We start from the raw sequence: 17,231 nt of genomic DNA on the forward strand, positions 1-17,231 counted from the left end.
CAACTTGTCACCTCTATATTTAGACAAGTATTATCAGCAGCCAAATAAAAAAAGGGCTGTGCAATGCGAGTAAAACACAGCTGGGTATTAGCACTACTACTAACAGGATGTCAGCTTACCCAGCAGACAGAGAGCGATAAATCCGCCTCTACAGAGACCAATACCCCACCAGCAGTAGCGTCAAGCAAACCTGCTGCTCAACCTTCAGAATCGGCTATCCCCTCTAAGCCCATCGTGACGCCCCAGTCTCAGGAAGACGTCTGGCAGCGTATCGCAATGCAGCTCGAGTTTCCGATCCCTGATGACAAAATGGTCGATTATTACCGCACTTGGTATCTAAAGCACCCCAACCACCTCAAAACCGTTTCTGAGCGTGCCCAGCCGTTCCTCTATCTCATCACCGAAAAAATTGAGCAACGCGATCTGCCTTTAGAGTTAGCGCTTTTGCCTATCGTTGAAAGTTCCTTTGATGCTTTTGCCTACTCCCATGGTAGTGCAGCCGGTTTATGGCAATTTGTTCCGGGGACGGGTAAATACTATGGACTTAAACAAAACTTCTGGTATGACGGCCGCCGCGATGTCGCTGCATCGACTGACGCTGCGCTCGATTATCTAGTGGCACTAAATAAGCGATTCAAAGGAGACTGGACCCATGCCATTGCGGCTTACAACAGTGGAGGAGGACGAGTCTCCAGTGCGATCAGAAAAAATACTAGGCTAGGCAAGCCTACGGATTTTTTCTCTCTTGATCTGCCGAAAGAAACCAGTGGTTATGTGCCCAAATTACTTGCATTGGCAGATATCATCGCGAATCAGGACAAGTACGGCATTGATATCCCGCCAATTGCCAACAAACCAGTTGTTGACTTGGTTGACCCCAAAGAACAACTTGATCTGGCCATTGCAGCAAACTACGCAGGCATGACTGTCAAACAACTGCAAAGCCTCAATCCAGCCTATAACCAGTGGGCAACGGCACCAGACGGCCCGCACCAGATCTTACTACCAATTGAAAAAATTGCTGCCTTTAAGACTAAAGTCGCTCAAAACCGTGGTAAAGGAATGAAGGTCGTTCGCTATAAAGTGAAATCCGGCGACAGTTTGAGTGTACTTGCCACTCGATACAAAACTACCACTAAGGTCATCCAAAAAGCGAATAACCTTAACGGGCACAATATCCGTGTTGGACAGCACCTGATAATCCCGACCTCTACGAAAGATGAACGTGCCTATACGCTCAGTGCAACCAACCGGCTGGCTAAAACTCAGGCTAAATCACGCGGTCAATACAAGCTCACTCATACTGTGCGATCAGGGGATAGCTTGTGGAGTATTGCGCGCGCGAACAAAGTTTCCCATCAGTCTCTCGCTAAATGGAATGGTATGGGACCAAGAGACACTTTACGCGTTGGGCAAAAGTTGGTTATTTGGAAAAACAGCTCAGACGGCGCGATCATCCGCACCGTTTTTTATAGTGTGAAGTCTGGTGACACCATCAGCGGTATTGCCAACAAATTTAAAGTTAAATCCAATGATATAGTGAAATGGAACGGGCTCAGCAAAAAGAAATATCTGCAGCCGGGACAAAAGCTCAAACTCTATGTCGATGTCACTAAGGTGAGTGTATGACGCCATCCTCAAACCCTTTAATTATGCTGGTGGATATCTTTCGTTCACCTAGCGCGTGTTTTCTTGCACTTTATCAGCGTGGCGCTTGGGGCTGGCAAACATACGTTGTTCTTATGTTAACCCCATTTCTTTTTTGGGGCGCTTACTTCGACATCGTTGATTTCGAATGGCTAAAACAGGGACTCTCTGCTCAATTGGCTCAAACAAACCCAAAACAACTTGAGTTACTGGATGCCAACACCCTGATGGCCAGTGAGATCATCAGTGACGTTGTAGGGCGAACTCTGACCATTGTGATGTTGGCCTTCTGGTTCAATCTTGCAACCAAACCAAGCCAGCACCAACATGGATTCTGGCGTTGGTTTGCCGCGAGTACCGTCGTGGTTTTTCCCGCTATTATTGGTGATTTGGCAAGTTATGTGAGCTTGCTACTCAAACACGGTCAAGTGATGGTCTATGCCGCAGATTTAAATAGCCTCAATGGTTTGTTAAAACTGCCTCTAACCAATCAATGGTCTCAGTTTGCTAGCTCCTTCCCACTACTTCTACCATGGTACATTGCCTTAGGTTACGCTGCGGTGGGGACTTGGACTGAATTTGAACGCGGTCAGGCACTTGTCATTTCAGCATTGCCTTGGGTAGCATACTATTTCATTTGGGCGCTATATATCGCCATCAGTTAACTGAAATGTCACTTCAATCGGATTATGGTCAGAGGCGTCGGATTCCGGCGCCTCTGCTTTTATTAGCGTCAAACCTCGATAGAAAACATGGTCCAGCGGTAAACCAGTCATAAATTGGGTACGATTGTCTGGCTCATAGCTGGCTTCTTCCATTTCGAGAGCATCCAGCACTTGCTTCATCACTTTCAAGCGCTGCTCACTCCAACTATTAAAATCACCGCCAATCACAATGGGACCAGTATGCTGGGTTAACTCAGTGACCAATGTTCCTAGCTGATTCTGATATTCTTTTGTACCATAGGTAAAGTTAACAGCATGAATGTTCACTACCGCGAGCAGCTGTCCGTTTGACAAGGGGTAGGTGGCGTAAATCGCCGACTTAGGTAAGCGAAGCCATGGCTCCAACTCTGTATAAGCACATGCTTTTAGCGGCGTGTGAGCGGAGAGATTGAGTACCCCTGCGCTGTACTTAAACGCTTTGAATGCATCAACCTGATTACCATACCACCCTGACTCTTGTATCCAGCCTTTGAGCTCTGGGCTCATACTGGCTTCTTGAAGCAATACCAACTGTTTATCTTGCGTGTATTGAGTGAGTTCTTGGCGCCAATGACTGCGGTTTTGTTTGTATATATTCCACACCAACACCTTTAACTGACGGTCTTTATCAATGTAATCGGTATGTGTGCTATTAAAGCATTGCAATGAAAGAGCGTTATCTTGTGAAGAAATAGTAGAAAGCTGAGGTGTATCCGGCAGGGAAAACACTATTTGAAACCCAAACACGACCATGGCCAACACAATGAGCGGGCTCAGCAATACAAGCTTTTTTTTCATTTACATCACCACAAATAAAAAAGAGCCTCACGGCTCTTTCGATAAAACAAATTAAATCGCGTCTTCGTCTTCTTCACCAGTCCGAATGCGAACAATTCGCTCAATGTCTGTAATGAAGATTTTACCATCACCTATTTTCCCGGTGTGAGCCGTATCAACAATAGTATCAACACATTGCTCGGCAACGTCATCAGTCACCACAATCTCAAGTTTCACTTTTGGCAGGAAATCCACCATATATTCTGCACCACGGTACAACTCCGTGTGACCTTTTTGACGACCAAAACCTTTGACTTCCGATACTGTCATACCCGTGATGCCTACTTCCGCCAGCGCTTCACGTACATCATCTAGCTTAAATGGCTTAATAATGGCTTCGATTTTTTTCATGTTCATCCCTTAAACTTCAGCAATTTTTCTTATTATCCCATGATAAACAAGCAATAAAAAGCCCGAGCGTTTGATGCTCGGGCTATTTATCTGGAATTTACAATTACTTCAAACTTGCATAATAAGCGGCTAAGTTAGCAATATCTGCATCGCTCAGCATGGACGCTTGCGCTTGCATCACTGCAGCCAGTCCACCAGTTCTCTCTTTGTTTTTATACGCATTAATTGAGGACACGATATACTGCTCATTTTGTCCTTTCAGGTTTGGGTAACCAGGGATCACAGCAATACCATCAGCACCATGGCAAGCTGCGCACACGGCCGCTTTTGCTTGTCCAGCAGCGACATCACCGGCCGCCATCACTTGCCCTGCCAGTAAACTCATTCCAATGGCTATTCCAGTCGCGATTTTTTTCATTGCTCTTCCTTATAATTCCACTTTAGTTGTGCGTTTTTATGTATACAATTTTGACACAACTGGTGTTGACTTGTCCCAGACAAGTTCACAATCTTGACCTGCAAAGCGATGATCAACAAACAAATCTGCGACGGCGACGACACGCTCTCCACTCATAATAATGGGTAAGCGACGCCTCAACCAACTAGGCACACCATACTCCTGAAACAACTTTTTCAACTTTCGACTGTGGTTACGCCCAACAGGACGAGCATTCAAACCTTGAGGTTCAAACGTGATCTGCAACGATTCGTCTTGAAGTGCACTCAGAGAAAGTTTACCACGCGTACTAGGACATAAGATTAGCGTTCCCAGATCATCGGGCAAAGAAACAGATGTATTGAGAGAAATGCCTTGCTGCCATCCTGATAGCTCTTGCCATTGCTTCACAACATATAACCTCTGTTCAAAACGACGAATCTGGCCATCGCTCAATACTAGAATAGGATTCGCATCTTGACGGCACAGTGCTACCTCTAACCAGATTTTGTTTAATTGTTCTCGGCTCGGCATACGCACTTGATGTTTAGACAACCACATTCGAACAATTCGACTGCGCATTAGAGGGCTCATTTCAGATAACGCTTGAATGTATAAACTCCCATCCTGATGGGTAATACACTCAACCCGCTCACCAAGTAATTCATCCAGTAGTTGCTCCTGCTCAGAGCAAAGTTCAGCACTGCGTTGCACAGATTGGGGAAAATGAGGCCATCGTTCAGTCATAACTGGAGAGACTTGATGACGGATGAAATTGCGGTCAAATCGAGTATCCTGATTGCTCTCATCCTCAACCCAACTCAGTTTATGCTCAGTAGCAAAAGCCTCGATTTCGGACCGGCGAACAGAGAGGAGCGGACGAAGAAGTTCTCCCTCAGCAAAAGGCATCACTTGTGCCATTGCCGAAAGTCCTCTCGGCCCACTACCACGTTTTAAAGCAAGTAAAAAAGTCTCAAGCTGATCATCTTGATGTTGCCCCGTAAGCAATATATCCCCTTGGCCTATGTACTTGCCTAACGCCTGATATCGAGCTTCTCGCGCACTTTCTTCTATGCTTTTCCCTTGCTTTTCCAGTATTACCTTCTCAATATAAAAAGGCATCTTTTCTTCTAAGCACCATTGCTTACAACGCATCGCCCATTCATCCGCATTGACACTCAAACCATGGTGGACATGTACAACCACACACGTTTTATTATGTTCACGGCGATACCTCGCCATTAGTGCCAATAAGACTCGCGAATCAAGGCCACCACTAAGAGCAAGCACTAACTTACCTTTAGAATGCTGGTATTGGTCAATAAACGTAGAAAAGTGTTGATATAAATTCATAATCAAAGAAAAGCGCTGCGAATAAGGTTAGTCTATCATCCTAAATAAAAAAGGCTGAACCTGAGTTCAGCCTTTCTCTATTGGGTTGCTAAAATTAGCAGTAACCGTAACTCATCAGACGCTGATAACGGCGTTCAAGTAGCGCATCATTATCAAAGTGCTGTAGTTCATCCAACTGCTTAATGAGCGTTGCTTTCATGTTCGCCGCCATTTGGATGTGGTCACGGTGCGCACCACCTAGCGGTTCCTCGATGATTTCATCAATCAACTCAAGTTCTTTTAGTCGCGGAGCAATCAGACCCATTGCTTCTGCCGCTTGTGGCGCTTTGTCTGAATCACGCCAAAGGATTGAAGCACAACCTTCCGGAGAAATAACAGAATAAGTCGAGTATTGCAGCATGTTCACGTAGTCGCCTACGCCAATAGCTAGTGCACCACCAGAACCACCTTCGCCTACCACGTTACAAATAACAGGCACTTTTAGACCAGCCATTACTTTAAGGTTTTTCGCAATCGCTTCCGACTGACCACGTTCTTCAGCGCCAACACCTGGGTATGCACCTGCAGTATCGATAAACGTGATGATTGGCATGTTGAAGCGCTCAGCCGTTTCCATTAAGCGTAGGGCTTTACGGTAACCTTCAGGTTTTGGCATTCCGAAATTACGCTTTACTTTTTCTTTGGTTTCACGGCCTTTTTGGTGGCCAATGATCATCACAGGACGGCCATCAAGACGAGCCATCCCCCCAACAATCGCTTTATCATCAGCATAAGCACGATCGCCCGCGAGTTCTTCAAACTCAGTGAAAACATGCTCTACATAATCCAGTGTATAAGGACGCAGAGGATGACGAGCCATTTGAGCTGTTTCCCATGCGCCTAAGTCACTGAAGGTTTTCTTTTTCAGTTCCAAGCTTTTCTTTTCTAGCTGTTCGATCTCTTTCTCCAGATCAACGCCAGAGTCACCACCGTGACGAGAAACGCCACGAAGTGCTTCGATCTTAGCTTCAAGTTCTGCAATAGGCTTTTCAAATTCTAAAAAGTTCAGGCTCATCTATAGATCCTTTGTGATTCGGCATTCGACTGCCGAACTTAGTTAAATTCGAGTTCTACTTGGCTCTTACCAAGCAACTGTTTCAAATTGTCTATTAATTCATCGCTAGGCGTCACACGCCATTCCGTACCTAACGTTAAGCGCGCTCGTGCATCACTACGCTGGTAGTATATGTGGACAGGAACACTTCCTGCTTTGTAAGGCTCTAGTATCTTACTAAAGCGCTCAAAAAATTGTTCGTCGATTTGAGATTCTTCAATCGATACTGATAAGCCACGTGCGTATTTTTCACGTGCTGTACCGAGATCCATAACCTCGCGCGCGGACATTTTAAGACCACCATTGAAATCATCAAAGCTGACCTGTCCAGAAACGACCAAAATTTTGTCTTGTTCGAGCAGCTCAGCATACCTTTCAAGTGCGTCAGAGAACAACATCACTTCCATACGTCCGCTGCGATCGTCGAGTGTCATGATACCAATACGCGTTCCACGCTTGGTCGTCATCACTCGCGCAGCAATCACCAAACCAGCAATAGTCACACTTTGATCGCGCCTTGTCGGTGTCGCGTCTTTTAATCGACAACTGGTGTACTTACCCAGTTCCTTTATATAGGAATTTATTGGGTGTCCAGTCAAATATAAGCCAAGTGTATCACGTTCTCCTTCCAGCCAAACTTTTTCTGGCCACGCCGGAACCTTGGTGTATTTATGCTCAACTTCTTCTGGCGCTTCCGTCAAGACACCAAACAAATCACTTTGACCAAACGCCTCCGCTTGGTGATATTGACTGGCCGCTTTAACGGCATCGTCAAGAGATGCCATCATCGCTGCACGATGTGGGCCTAATCGATCAAGGGCGCCAGCGTAAATCAATTTTTCGATCACACGTTTGTTGACTTTTTTAAGATCAATTCGCGCACAGAAATCAAACAAGTCTTTGAAGTGACCATCTTTGTTACGGGCTTCTAGAATCGCTTCAATTGGACCTTCTCCAACCCCTTTGATAGCCCCGATACCGTAAACAATTGCGCCATTTTCATCGACATTAAATCGATAAAGGCCCGCATTAATGTCCGGTGGTAACACTTTCAGCTTCATGCGGAAACATTCATCCACCAAACCGACCACTTTTTCGGTGTTGTCCATATCAGCCGTCATAACGGCTGCCATAAACTCCGCTGGATAATGGGTCTTAAGCCATAATGTTTGATATGACACCAAAGCGTAAGCGGCTGAGTGAGATTTGTTAAAGCCGTAACCAGCAAACTTCTCCACCAAATCGAAGATTTTCATCGCCAATTCGCCATCGACGCCGTTGTTCACCGCACCTTCTTTAAATACAGCACGCTGCTTAGCCATTTCTTCAGGTTTTTTCTTACCCATCGCTCGGCGCAGCATGTCCGCACCACCTAGCGTATAGCCAGCGAGGATCTGAGCAATCTGCATCACCTGTTCTTGATACAAGATGATGCCGTAGGTGGGATCTAACGTATCCTTGAGGGATTCATGTTGCCAAGTTTCATCGGGGTAAGAAATCGCCTCGCGGCCGTGCTTACGGTCGATGAAGTTATCAACCATGCCCGACTGAAGTGGCCCCGGTCGGAACAATGCCACCAGTGCGATGATGTCTTCAAAACAGTCTGGTTGTAAGCGCTTGATCAGTTCCTTCATCCCACGAGATTCCAGCTGGAACACCGCAGTGGTCTCTGAGTTTTGCAAAAGGCGGAAAGATGCAGCGTCATCGAGAGGAATAGATTCAATCCGAACAGGCGCTTGGCCTTGTTTCTCAAGACGCGGGTTGATCAAGCCAAGAGCCCAGTCGATGATGGTAAGAGTGCGAAGACCAAGAAAGTCAAACTTAACCAAACCAGCAGTTTCAACGTCGTTTTTATCAAATTGGGTGACAGGAAAGTGCCCTTCCGCATCGGCATAAATCGGCGCAAAGTCGGTGATAGTAGTTGGCGAGATAACCACGCCACCTGCGTGCTTACCCGCATTACGTGTACATCCTTCAAGGATACGACACATATCGATAAGCTCTTTGACTTCTTCATCAGCTTCGTAAAGTTCCGCCAATGCCGGCTCTGCTTTAAACGCCTTTTCCAATGTCATTCCCGGATCAGGTGGAACCAGCTTTGAAATACGGTCAACAAAACCAAACGGGTGGCCGAGAACTCGGCCAACATCACGAATAACCGCTTTCGCCGCCATCGTACCAAAAGTAATGATCTGTGAAACGGCATCACGCCCATACATTTCAGCGACGTGATCGATCACCTGATCGCGTTTATCCATACAAAAGTCGACGTCGAAATCGGGCATGGAAACACGTTCTGGGTTAAGAAAACGTTCGAAAAGAAGATCATATTCTAGAGGGTCAAGATCGGTGATCTTAAGAGCATAGGCAACCAATGAACCCGCACCCGAACCACGCCCCGGACCAACGGGGATGTCATTATCTTTAGACCACTGAATAAACTCCATTACGATCAGGAAGTAACCTGGGAACCCCATATTATTGATGACTTCCAGCTCAACCTTAAGGCGTTCATCGTACTCAGGGCGACGTTCGGCTCTCACTTGTGGGTCTGGGAATAAAAACTCAAGACGTTCTTCAAGGCCCTCTTGTGACTTTTTGACCAAAAACTCAGTTTCTTCCATTCCCTCTGTCGGAAACGCTGGCAAGAAATACTCACCGAGTCGAACGGTCACATTACAACGCTTAGCAATTTCAACACTGTTCTCGAGTGCTTCAGGAATGTCTGCGAATAATTCACACATTTCTTGTTCACTGCGAAGATATTGCTGAGCACTGTAGTTTTTCGGCCTACGTGGATCTTCTAATGTATAACCATCATGAATCGCCACTCGAATTTCATGCGCATCAAAGGTCGATTCATCAAGAATCACGACATCATTGGTGGCCACGACAGGTAGCTGCGCTTGTTCTGCAAAATCTAAAGCGAAATGTAGATAGGTCTCTTCATCTGCGCGCCCCGTTCGCGTCAGTTCAAGGAAAAAGCGTTCAGCAAAATGCTGCTGGTAGAACTTAGCACAGCTATGAGCCATGGTCTGGTTACCTTTCAGCAGTGCTTTACCTATCTCACCATTTTTACCCCCAGATAAAACAATTAACCCTGCGGATAGCTCGGCCAGCCATTGCTTATCAATCACAGGTTGATGCTGAACATGACCACGTAAGTAAGCTTTAGAAATCAACAAGGTCAGGTTTTTATACCCTTCATTGTCAGCAGCCAAGACAGTCAGCTTGGTCAGCTCATCGCCAAATTCCGCAGATTGCATTGCGAAGTCAGCACCAATAATCGGCTTTACCCCGCAACTATGAGCAGTACCATAAAACTTCACTAGCCCACATAAGTTGGTGAAATCGGTCAGGGCCATGGCCGGCATTCCCATTTCCGCCACTTTCTTAACCAAAGGAGGCACTTTAGATAGGCCGTCAACCATGGAAAAGTCACTGTGAACTTTTAAGTGAATAAATTTAGGATCTGACATGAATGCTTCCGCAATTGTGGATAATTGGAGAGATAATGGGGTATTTTACGTGATATAAAAACTTAGATATACCCCAGACACTAAGGGTTTCTAATCTATACCCAATGCCGTTTTCACTGGCTTAAAGCTTTTACGATGCTGGTCAATCACACCATGTTGCTCAATCGCTTCAAAATGCGCTTTGGTCGGATAACCTTTATGCTTAGCGAAGCCAAATTCTGGATGCAATTTGTCTAGGTCTTCCATTTCCTGATCGCGTACCACCTTGGCAATGATCGAAGCGGCGCTAATTTCAGCTACACGCATATCCCCTTTAACCACCGCAATCGCGTCCATAGGCAAATTAGGCACCCGGTTACCATCGATAAGAGCGAGGTCAGGCGTTACATTCAGCCCTTCAATTGCTCTCTGCATTGCGACCATAGTCGCTTGTAGAATATTGAGCTGATCGATTTCACTTGGAGAGCAACGACCGACCGACCAAGCGAGTGCTTTTTCTTTGATTTCGGGTAACAGAGCTAAGCGCTTTTTTTCCGTCAACTTTTTCGAATCATTCAATCCCTCAATCGGGTTCAAAGGATCCAAGATAACCGCGGCTGTCACGACATCTCCCACTAGAGGCCCACGACCAACTTCATCTACACCTGCAATGAATCGATACCCTGGAGGGCACTCAAATGGCGGTAACTCTTTCTTTTCTTTTGTCATTAGGACTACTTACCTATTAGTTTCAATACGGCGCTAGCGGCTTGCGCATCGGCACCTTTACGAATCCAATGATGCATCTCGGTAAATTTCTCGATCATACACTCACCTTGATTACCTAGCAGTTTTTCAACTTCTGATGCTAGATTTTCCGGCGTACATTCTTCTTGTAGCAGCTCTTTGACTAACAGCTCATCAGCAAGAATATTCGGTAACGACACATATTGAGTTTTGAGCATTCTACGTGCTAAGAAAGCGGTAAATGCATTGACACGGTAACCAACCACCATGGGGCGTTTGATCAACATACACTCAAGCGCAACCGTCCCTGAAGCTAGCATCACTGCGTCAGAGGCCATTATCACGTTACGAGCGGTATCATTGACCAATCTAAAATCCAGCTCAGGAGCGAAAGTTTGCCATGCTTGTTCAAATTGTTCTCGACGCTTTTCATTGACCAAAGCAACGACAAAACCCAACTCAGGGTGCTTCAGATGTAGCCGCTTGCAAGCTTCGATGAAAGGCTCAGCCAACATATTCAGTTCACTACCACGGCTACCCGGCAACACCGCCAACCACTTTTTATCTTGTTCAAGTCCAAGCAACTCCCGCGCAGGTACTTTGGGAGACTCTAATGGAATCGCGTCAGCCAGAGTGTGACCGATAAATTCACAAGGCACTTGGTATTTATCATAAAACGCTTTTTCAAATGGCAGAAAAGCCAACACCAAATTGGTGGCCGCTTCAATCTTAAAAATGCGTTTCTGACGCCAAGCCCATACTGACGGGCTGACATAATGCACGGTTGTAATGCCTGCATTTTTAAGGTCAAGTTCTAGTCGTAAATTGAAATCTGGTGCATCAATACCGATAAACACATCCGGTGGGTTTTCGGTGAAATAACGAACCAACTCGGCTTTGACTTTCAATAAGCGAGGGAGTCTACCTAAGACTTCCACAAGCCCCATTACCGCCAGCTCTTCCATATCGAACAAAGACTCACAACCTTGCGCGATCATCTTAGGCCCACCAATACCAACAAACTCTGCATCAGGATATTGCTGCTTAACGGCTTTGATAAAGCCTTCGCCTAACGTATCTCCAGAGAGCTCCCCTGCAATGATTCCGACTCGAAGTGGCTTATTATTGTCCATATCCCTAACCTCAAAAACACAAAAAGACCGCAACCAAAGGCTGCGATCTTTTAACTGAATTCAGTGACACTTAGCGAATAACGCCACGCTCTGAACTTTCAACAAAGTCGATAAAGTGCTGGATAGAGGGCCATTGCTGTGCCATTTCCAACAATACTTCTTTCGCTTCAGCTTGAGTTTTACCCGCACGATAAAACTCTTTATAAGCGTTACGCAAAGCACGCAATTCACTTTTTTCGAAGCCATTACGCTGCAAGCCCACTAAATTCAACCCAAATGGTGTCGCATGGTTACCTTGTGCCAATACGTAAGGCGGAACATCTTTGACCACCGCAGAACAGCCACCAATGTAGCTATAAGCACCGACTTTACAGAAAGGATGAATCGCAGACAGTGCCATCACACCCGCGTGATCTTCCACGGTCACGTGACCACCCAAGATGGCGTTGTTACCAACATGGGTATGGTTGCCGACTATCACATCATGAGCAATGTGTGCATTCACACACAGAAGATTATCATCGCCAATCACAGTGGTGGCTTTATCTTGCACCGTACCACGATGGATCTGAACCGCTTCACGAATCACATTGCGATCGCCTATCACCACAGTGGTGTCTTCACCGCCATATTTCTTATCTTGGTTTTCTTCACCAATTACGGCGTGAGGAAAGATACGGTTGTCTTTACCAATCGTAGTATGACCTTTGATCACCACATGCGACATGACCTCTGTGCCTTCACCTATCTCAATCTTTCCAGAAATGTAGGTAAACGGCCCCACAGTCACGTTGGCAGCGATTTGCACATCACCTTCAATGACAGCGGAAGGATGGACTTGAGCTGTTTCATGAATCATATTAAAACTCTCGACGAGCACACTTAAGTTCTGCTGAACATACAACGTCACCGTCTACTTTTGCTACACCATTAAATGCAGCAATGCCACGGCGCTCTTTAATGAATTCTACTTCAATAACGAGTTGATCGCCTGGTGTCACTGGTTTGCGGAATTTTGCGCCATCCACGCTCGCGAAGTAATACAGTTCATTTTCAGAAGGTGCACCAAACGATTTGAACGCCAGTAACCCCGTCGCTTGTGCCATCGCTTCAAGGATCAAGACACCAGGGAATACCGGAAGTTGAGGGAAATGACCTGTAAACTGAGGCTCATTCACTGAAACGTTTTTGATCGCAGTTAGGTATTTTTCTTCTTGGAAATCAATCACACGATCAATCAACAAAAATGGATAGCGATGCGGTAACAGCTCTTGGATTTCAGTGATGTTCATCGTTTTGTTTTCAGTAGTCAAAGTCATATTCCTATATTGAATGCTAAATTAACTGGCAGGCATTATACCCAAGTCCTCTCAATATGCTAAGCACGCTCGCGGGCGTTGTTCTATTGAGTCCACGGAATGAGTCAGAAAAAAAGACCCGCACATAGCGAGTCTTTTTAATAAAAGTTGGGTTATTCGTTGTCTTCCTGCGCTAACTGCTTTTCAATTGCTTTGAGGCGTTTGTTCATCTCATCAATTCGATGAACACGCGCGGCAGTTTTACGCCATTCTTTATTCGGTTGTAGCGGAATACCTGAAGAATACATGCCTTTTTCTTCAATGCTTCGCATCACCATTCCCATTCCGGTAATGGTCACACCATCGGCAATCTCGATATGGCCATTGATGACAGTCGCTCCACCAATAATGCAATATTTCCCAATCTTAGTACTGCCCGCAACTACTGTACCACCAGCCATAGCTGAACCATATCCGATGTGTACGTTGTGAGCGATCTGCATTTGGTTATCAATGATAACATTATCTTCAATGACGGTATCATCCAAGGCTCCGCGATCGATCGTAGTACAAGCGCCAATCTCAACACGATTACCAATTCTAACCGTACCAAGTTGTGGAATCTTGATCCATTCACCTTTTTCGTTGGCATAGCCAAAACCATCAGAGCCAATCACGGTATTCGATTGAATTAAGCAATCACAACCAATAATAACTTCATGATAAATACTCACATTTGACCAAAGCTTAGTATTGGTACCAATTTGGGCATTTTTACCAATGAAACAGCCGGCACCAATCACCACGTTATCGGCTAGCTGCACACCAGCTTCAATCACAGCATTAGCACCAACAGAGACATTCGCACCAATTACTGCATCATCAGCAATTACTGCAGAAGGCGATATCCCCTCTGCGGGTGCAGGAGTAACATCTAATGCTTGAGTCACTTTAGCAAAAGCAACATATGGGTCATCGACAACCAAAACGTTACCCGAGCATAACTCACGTTGAGCTTCTTTCACCATTACCACCGTAGCCATACAATCAGCTAGGTGCTTGGCGTATTTAGGATTAGACAAAAAAGTGACATGACCTTTCTGAGCCTTATCCATCGGAGCGACCATAGTGACCTCAGCTTGTGCGTCACCATGCAGTTCACCCCCGGTAATGTTTGCCAAATCGGCTAAAGTGAGTGCTGCCATAGTCAATTACTTAAGTGCGTTAATTACTTTCTCAGAAATATTATATTCAGGTTTGCCATATTGCATGGTTTGAATATCAACAACGATATCGTAGCCTTCTTTTTCAGCCACTTTCTTTACTGCATCCTGAATCACTTTGAATAGCTTCTGTTTTTCTTCGTTCTCACGGCGAGCTGATGCCTTTTCAAGCGCCTGTGCTTTGATTTTGTATTTACTATCAAGCTGAGCAACTTCAACACGTAGTTTTTCTACTTCATCTTGGCCAAGTAGTTCACCATCACGCTGTAGCTTTTCAATTTTCGTTTTCGCTTCAGCTTGGATAGATTTTAGCTCATCAGCTTTATCTTTGAACTCTTGCTGCATTTTTTGCAGTACTACTTCACGTTGAGGAAGCGCCTGAAACACTTGTGCTGTATTAATGTAGCCAATTTTTTGTGCCGCTTCTGCTGCATTCGCGAAGAAAGAAGATGACATCACTACAAGGCTCAATCCAGCCGCTTTAATCATTTTGTTCACTGTATATTCCTCTGTATATGTTTAGAAGGTTCTGCCGATAGTGAAAGTGAAGAATTCTTCGTCATCACCTTCATAGATTTTAATTGGTTTAGCTATTGAGAAGACCAAAGGCCCCATTGGCGACATCCACTGCAAAGCAGCACCGTATGACGCGCGATAGTTGGTTGGATCTGAGTAATCATTGTAATAAGGATCATTGACCCCTTCACGATAAACAAACTCGGTATCCCACACGCTTGCAGCATCAACAAACAAACTAGTTCGAATCTGGCTACGAGCTTCATCTGAGGCAAATGGCGTAGGAACGATAAGCTCCATACTGGCTAACGCAACCGCATTACCACCAACAGAGTCATCTGTTGCATCGACACAACCATTGTTACCACAAGATCCTGAAGTCTTCGTATAAACCGCTTTTGGGCCCGCCGAATTAGAGCGGAAACCACGCAGTGAGGTGAAGCCCCCTGCATAGTAGTTTTCATAGAATGGGAATAGGTTATCGTTGCCATCCGTTTGACCATAGCCATTACCGTAGCCCAAACGTCCACGCATCAATAACGTAAACTCATGCTTTTTAGTGAGGGGGACATATTGACGAACGTCATACTGAACTTTGAAGTACTGAGCATCAGAGCTTGGAATCGTTGCTTTAGCAAATGCACGTTGATAGTTACCGGCCGTTGGGAAGAAACCACGGTTCAGATTATTGCGTGTCCAAGAAACATTCAAATCAAAATCGTTGGTAATAATATCCCCATTTGGCTGGCCAATACTCTGAGCAAACAATTGGGCCTGATCATAAGTTGGAACATTACCAATCTTATTGTGTGTATAGCCAATACCAAACTCTAGGCTGTTCAACTCGTCAACCGGGAAACCCCACGTCAGGCTAGTGCCATAACTTTCATTGGTATAGTCAACGATCCCCGCTTCAGAAGCTTCAAACGTGTTATAGAAAATCTTACCACCTAAGCTGACACCATCAAGGTTCCAGTATGGGTCACGATAATCCAGACTGACGTTCTTTTGATAATCGTTCATCATGGCGCTAATGCCAACGCGGTTGCCAGAGCCTAGGAAGTTATCTTGTTGCAAACCAACTTGGAAACTCACACCAGACTCAGTACCGTATCCGATACCGAAGTTTACACTTCCTGAGTTAGCTTCCTTAACGTTGTATACAAGATCAACTTGGTCTTCACTGCCTGGAACACGAACAGTCTGAACATCGACGGTTTCAAAGTAACCAAGACGACTTAATCGATTCTTGCCCGTTTCAATCGATTTTGAGTTCAGCCAACTGCCTTCCATTTGACGCATTTCACGACGTAAGACTTCATCTTTAGTCGCATTGTTACCGACAAAGCGAATATCGCGGACGTAAATACGTTGGCCAGCCTCAACATTAACGACTAAAGAAACCTGCTGAGTTTCATCATCGAATTCTGGGATAGTACGAACTTGAGGATAGGCGTAACCGGCTTCACCAAGCACGCGTTTCACACTCTCTTCTAAGCTCGTCACCTGAGAACCGTTATAAACATCGCCATTTTCAAACGGTACTAAAGCCTCAAATTCAGCCTCTTTACCAATCAATTCACCGCGGAATTTTACATCCTTAACCGTGTATGGAAGGCCTTCATCAACGGCTAAGGTGATATAAACACCTTTCTTGTCTGGAGAAATCGCAACCTGTGTCGAATCAACTTTGAACTTAAGGTAGCCACGGTCTAAATAATAGGATTTGAGGGCCTCAATATCACCAGCAAGGACTTGTTTCTGATATTTATCATCAGACAGGAAATTCCACCAAGCCACATCGACATTCAAATTAAAGCGACTCAGTAGCTCTTCATCCGTAAACACATCGTTACCGATAAAGTTAATTTGTTGAATTTTCGCCGAGACACCTTCAGAGAAAACAAACTTTAAGTCTGAACGATTACGAGGAAGAGGAGTGACAACCGCCTTTACCGTTGCGTTGTACTTACCAACGCTGTAATAGAAATCTTCGAGGCCTTTCTCAATATTCGAAAGCGTGGTGCGATCCAGAGCTTCGCCCACTCGAACACCTGACGCATCGAGGTTTTGCTGCAACTGCTCTTCTTTAATCGCCTTATTGCCAGAAAACGAGATATTTGCAATCGTTGGTCGCTCTTTGACCTGAACCAACAGCTGATTGCCATCACGCAAAACCTTGATGTCTTCAAAGTTACCTGAAGCGTACAAAGCCTTAATAATTTCGGATACATCCTGACTATCGACCGTATCACCGATACGTACTGGCATTTTAAGCAATGCCGCACCCAGTGCAACACGCTGTAGCCCATCAATTTGAATGTCTTCAACAACAAAGTTTTCGGCACCATTTGCACTCACGCTTGTTGCCAGTAGCGTGGCAAATAGAATTTTTTTCATCGCCATGTTTGTTTTAGTTATTCCTTACTACAACC

General features: G+C 45.3%; 15 protein-coding genes. 2 read left to right on the top strand and 13 right to left on the bottom strand.

Annotation, left to right across the window (positions count from 1 at the left end; all coding sequences use genetic code 11):
• Positions 1–63: 63 nt before the first annotated feature.
• On the top strand, positions 64–1,629 hold the full coding sequence (locus L1D23_RS06825) for a LysM peptidoglycan-binding domain-containing protein (RefSeq protein WP_239864981.1): 1,566 nt from the start codon (positions 64–66) through the stop codon (positions 1,627–1,629).
• Entirely contained in the window at positions 1,626–2,312 is a 687-nt protein-coding gene (locus tag L1D23_RS06830; protein WP_239838388.1) for a YIP1 family protein, read from the top strand. Before L1D23_RS06825 ends, L1D23_RS06830 begins: the two co-directional genes overlap by 4 nt.
• Here L1D23_RS06830 and L1D23_RS06835 read toward each other — a convergent pair.
• The 13 genes from L1D23_RS06835 to bamA form a co-directional block, all read right to left on the bottom strand.
• Positions 2,292–3,149, bottom strand: a complete 858-nt coding sequence (locus tag L1D23_RS06835; protein WP_239864982.1) for an endonuclease/exonuclease/phosphatase family protein — start codon at positions 3,147–3,149, stop codon at positions 2,292–2,294. The genes L1D23_RS06830 and L1D23_RS06835 overlap by 21 nt on opposite strands.
• Positions 3,150–3,200: 51 nt before the next feature.
• Complete coding sequence (glnB, locus tag L1D23_RS06840) at positions 3,201–3,539, bottom strand: nitrogen regulatory protein P-II (protein WP_239838390.1); 339 nt, start codon at positions 3,537–3,539, stop codon at positions 3,201–3,203.
• A gap of 103 nt (positions 3,540–3,642) precedes the next feature.
• A complete protein-coding gene (locus L1D23_RS06845; RefSeq protein ID WP_239864983.1) occupies positions 3,643–3,957 on the bottom strand; it encodes a cytochrome c in 315 nt (104 codons plus the stop codon).
• Positions 3,958–3,993: 36 nt separating this feature from the next.
• Positions 3,994–5,328: a tRNA lysidine(34) synthetase TilS gene (gene tilS, locus L1D23_RS06850; protein WP_239864985.1), complete on the bottom strand. Its 1,335-nt coding sequence runs from the start codon at positions 5,326–5,328 to the stop codon at positions 3,994–3,996.
• Positions 5,329–5,422: 94 nt separating this feature from the next.
• Positions 5,423–6,382, bottom strand: a complete 960-nt coding sequence (gene accA / locus L1D23_RS06855) for an acetyl-CoA carboxylase carboxyl transferase subunit alpha (protein ID WP_239864987.1) — start codon at positions 6,380–6,382, stop codon at positions 5,423–5,425.
• Positions 6,383–6,420: 38 nt separating this feature from the next.
• A complete protein-coding gene (dnaE, locus tag L1D23_RS06860) occupies positions 6,421–9,900 on the bottom strand; it encodes a DNA polymerase III subunit alpha (RefSeq protein ID WP_239864989.1) in 3,480 nt (1,159 codons plus the stop codon).
• A gap of 90 nt (positions 9,901–9,990) precedes the next feature.
• Positions 9,991–10,608 carry a ribonuclease HII gene (gene rnhB / locus L1D23_RS06865; protein ID WP_239864991.1) on the bottom strand — a complete coding sequence of 206 codons (618 nt, stop codon included), beginning with the start codon at positions 10,606–10,608 and terminating at the stop codon, positions 9,991–9,993.
• Positions 10,609–10,613: 5 nt separating this feature from the next.
• On the bottom strand, positions 10,614–11,759 hold the full coding sequence (gene lpxB / locus L1D23_RS06870) for a lipid-A-disaccharide synthase (protein WP_239864992.1): 1,146 nt from the start codon (positions 11,757–11,759) through the stop codon (positions 10,614–10,616).
• A gap of 70 nt (positions 11,760–11,829) precedes the next feature.
• A complete protein-coding gene (gene lpxA / locus L1D23_RS06875; RefSeq protein WP_239864994.1) occupies positions 11,830–12,618 on the bottom strand; it encodes an acyl-ACP--UDP-N-acetylglucosamine O-acyltransferase in 789 nt (262 codons plus the stop codon).
• 1 nt (position 12,619) lies between these two features.
• Complete coding sequence (gene fabZ, locus L1D23_RS06880; RefSeq protein WP_239838398.1) at positions 12,620–13,072, bottom strand: 3-hydroxyacyl-ACP dehydratase FabZ; 453 nt, start codon at positions 13,070–13,072, stop codon at positions 12,620–12,622.
• A gap of 158 nt (positions 13,073–13,230) precedes the next feature.
• On the bottom strand, positions 13,231–14,262 hold the full coding sequence (gene lpxD, locus L1D23_RS06885; RefSeq protein WP_239864996.1) for a UDP-3-O-(3-hydroxymyristoyl)glucosamine N-acyltransferase: 1,032 nt from the start codon (positions 14,260–14,262) through the stop codon (positions 13,231–13,233).
• A 6-nt stretch (positions 14,263–14,268) separates the two neighbouring features.
• Positions 14,269–14,769: an OmpH family outer membrane protein gene (locus L1D23_RS06890; protein ID WP_239838454.1), complete on the bottom strand. Its 501-nt coding sequence runs from the start codon at positions 14,767–14,769 to the stop codon at positions 14,269–14,271.
• A gap of 30 nt (positions 14,770–14,799) precedes the next feature.
• Positions 14,800–17,202, bottom strand: a complete 2,403-nt coding sequence (gene bamA / locus L1D23_RS06895) for an outer membrane protein assembly factor BamA (RefSeq protein ID WP_239838400.1) — start codon at positions 17,200–17,202, stop codon at positions 14,800–14,802.
• Between the last annotated feature and the right edge of the window lie 29 nt (positions 17,203–17,231).

The organism is Vibrio sp. Isolate24 (genome assembly GCF_022398215.1).
Classification (GTDB): domain Bacteria; phylum Pseudomonadota; class Gammaproteobacteria; order Enterobacterales; family Vibrionaceae; genus Vibrio; species Vibrio coralliilyticus_A.

Coding starts and splice junctions, on each gene's coding strand:
- lpxD (WP_239864996.1), bottom strand. CDS start 14,262: ATGGCAGCACTCACTTTAGCCGATTTGGCAAACATTACCGGGGGTGAA.
- L1D23_RS06830 (WP_239838388.1), top strand. CDS start 1,626: ATGACGCCATCCTCAAACCCTTTAATTATGCTGGTGGATATCTTTCGT.
- L1D23_RS06845 (WP_239864983.1), bottom strand. CDS start 3,957: ATGAAAAAAATCGCGACTGGAATAGCCATTGGAATGAGTTTACTGGCA.
- rnhB (WP_239864991.1), bottom strand. CDS start 10,608: ATGACAAAAGAAAAGAAAGAGTTACCGCCATTTGAGTGCCCTCCAGGG.
- L1D23_RS06825 (WP_239864981.1), top strand. CDS start 64: ATGCGAGTAAAACACAGCTGGGTATTAGCACTACTACTAACAGGATGT.
- accA (WP_239864987.1), bottom strand. CDS start 6,382: ATGAGCCTGAACTTTTTAGAATTTGAAAAGCCTATTGCAGAACTTGAA.
- L1D23_RS06890 (WP_239838454.1), bottom strand. CDS start 14,769: ATGATTAAAGCGGCTGGATTGAGCCTTGTAGTGATGTCATCTTCTTTC.
- lpxB (WP_239864992.1), bottom strand. CDS start 11,759: ATGGACAATAATAAGCCACTTCGAGTCGGAATCATTGCAGGGGAGCTC.
- lpxA (WP_239864994.1), bottom strand. CDS start 12,618: ATGATTCATGAAACAGCTCAAGTCCATCCTTCCGCTGTCATTGAAGGT.
- dnaE (WP_239864989.1), bottom strand. CDS start 9,900: ATGTCAGATCCTAAATTTATTCACTTAAAAGTTCACAGTGACTTTTCC.
- tilS (WP_239864985.1), bottom strand. CDS start 5,328: ATGAATTTATATCAACACTTTTCTACGTTTATTGACCAATACCAGCAT.
- glnB (WP_239838390.1), bottom strand. CDS start 3,539: ATGAAAAAAATCGAAGCCATTATTAAGCCATTTAAGCTAGATGATGTA.
- L1D23_RS06835 (WP_239864982.1), bottom strand. CDS start 3,149: ATGAAAAAAAAGCTTGTATTGCTGAGCCCGCTCATTGTGTTGGCCATG.
- bamA (WP_239838400.1), bottom strand. CDS start 17,202: ATGGCGATGAAAAAAATTCTATTTGCCACGCTACTGGCAACAAGCGTG.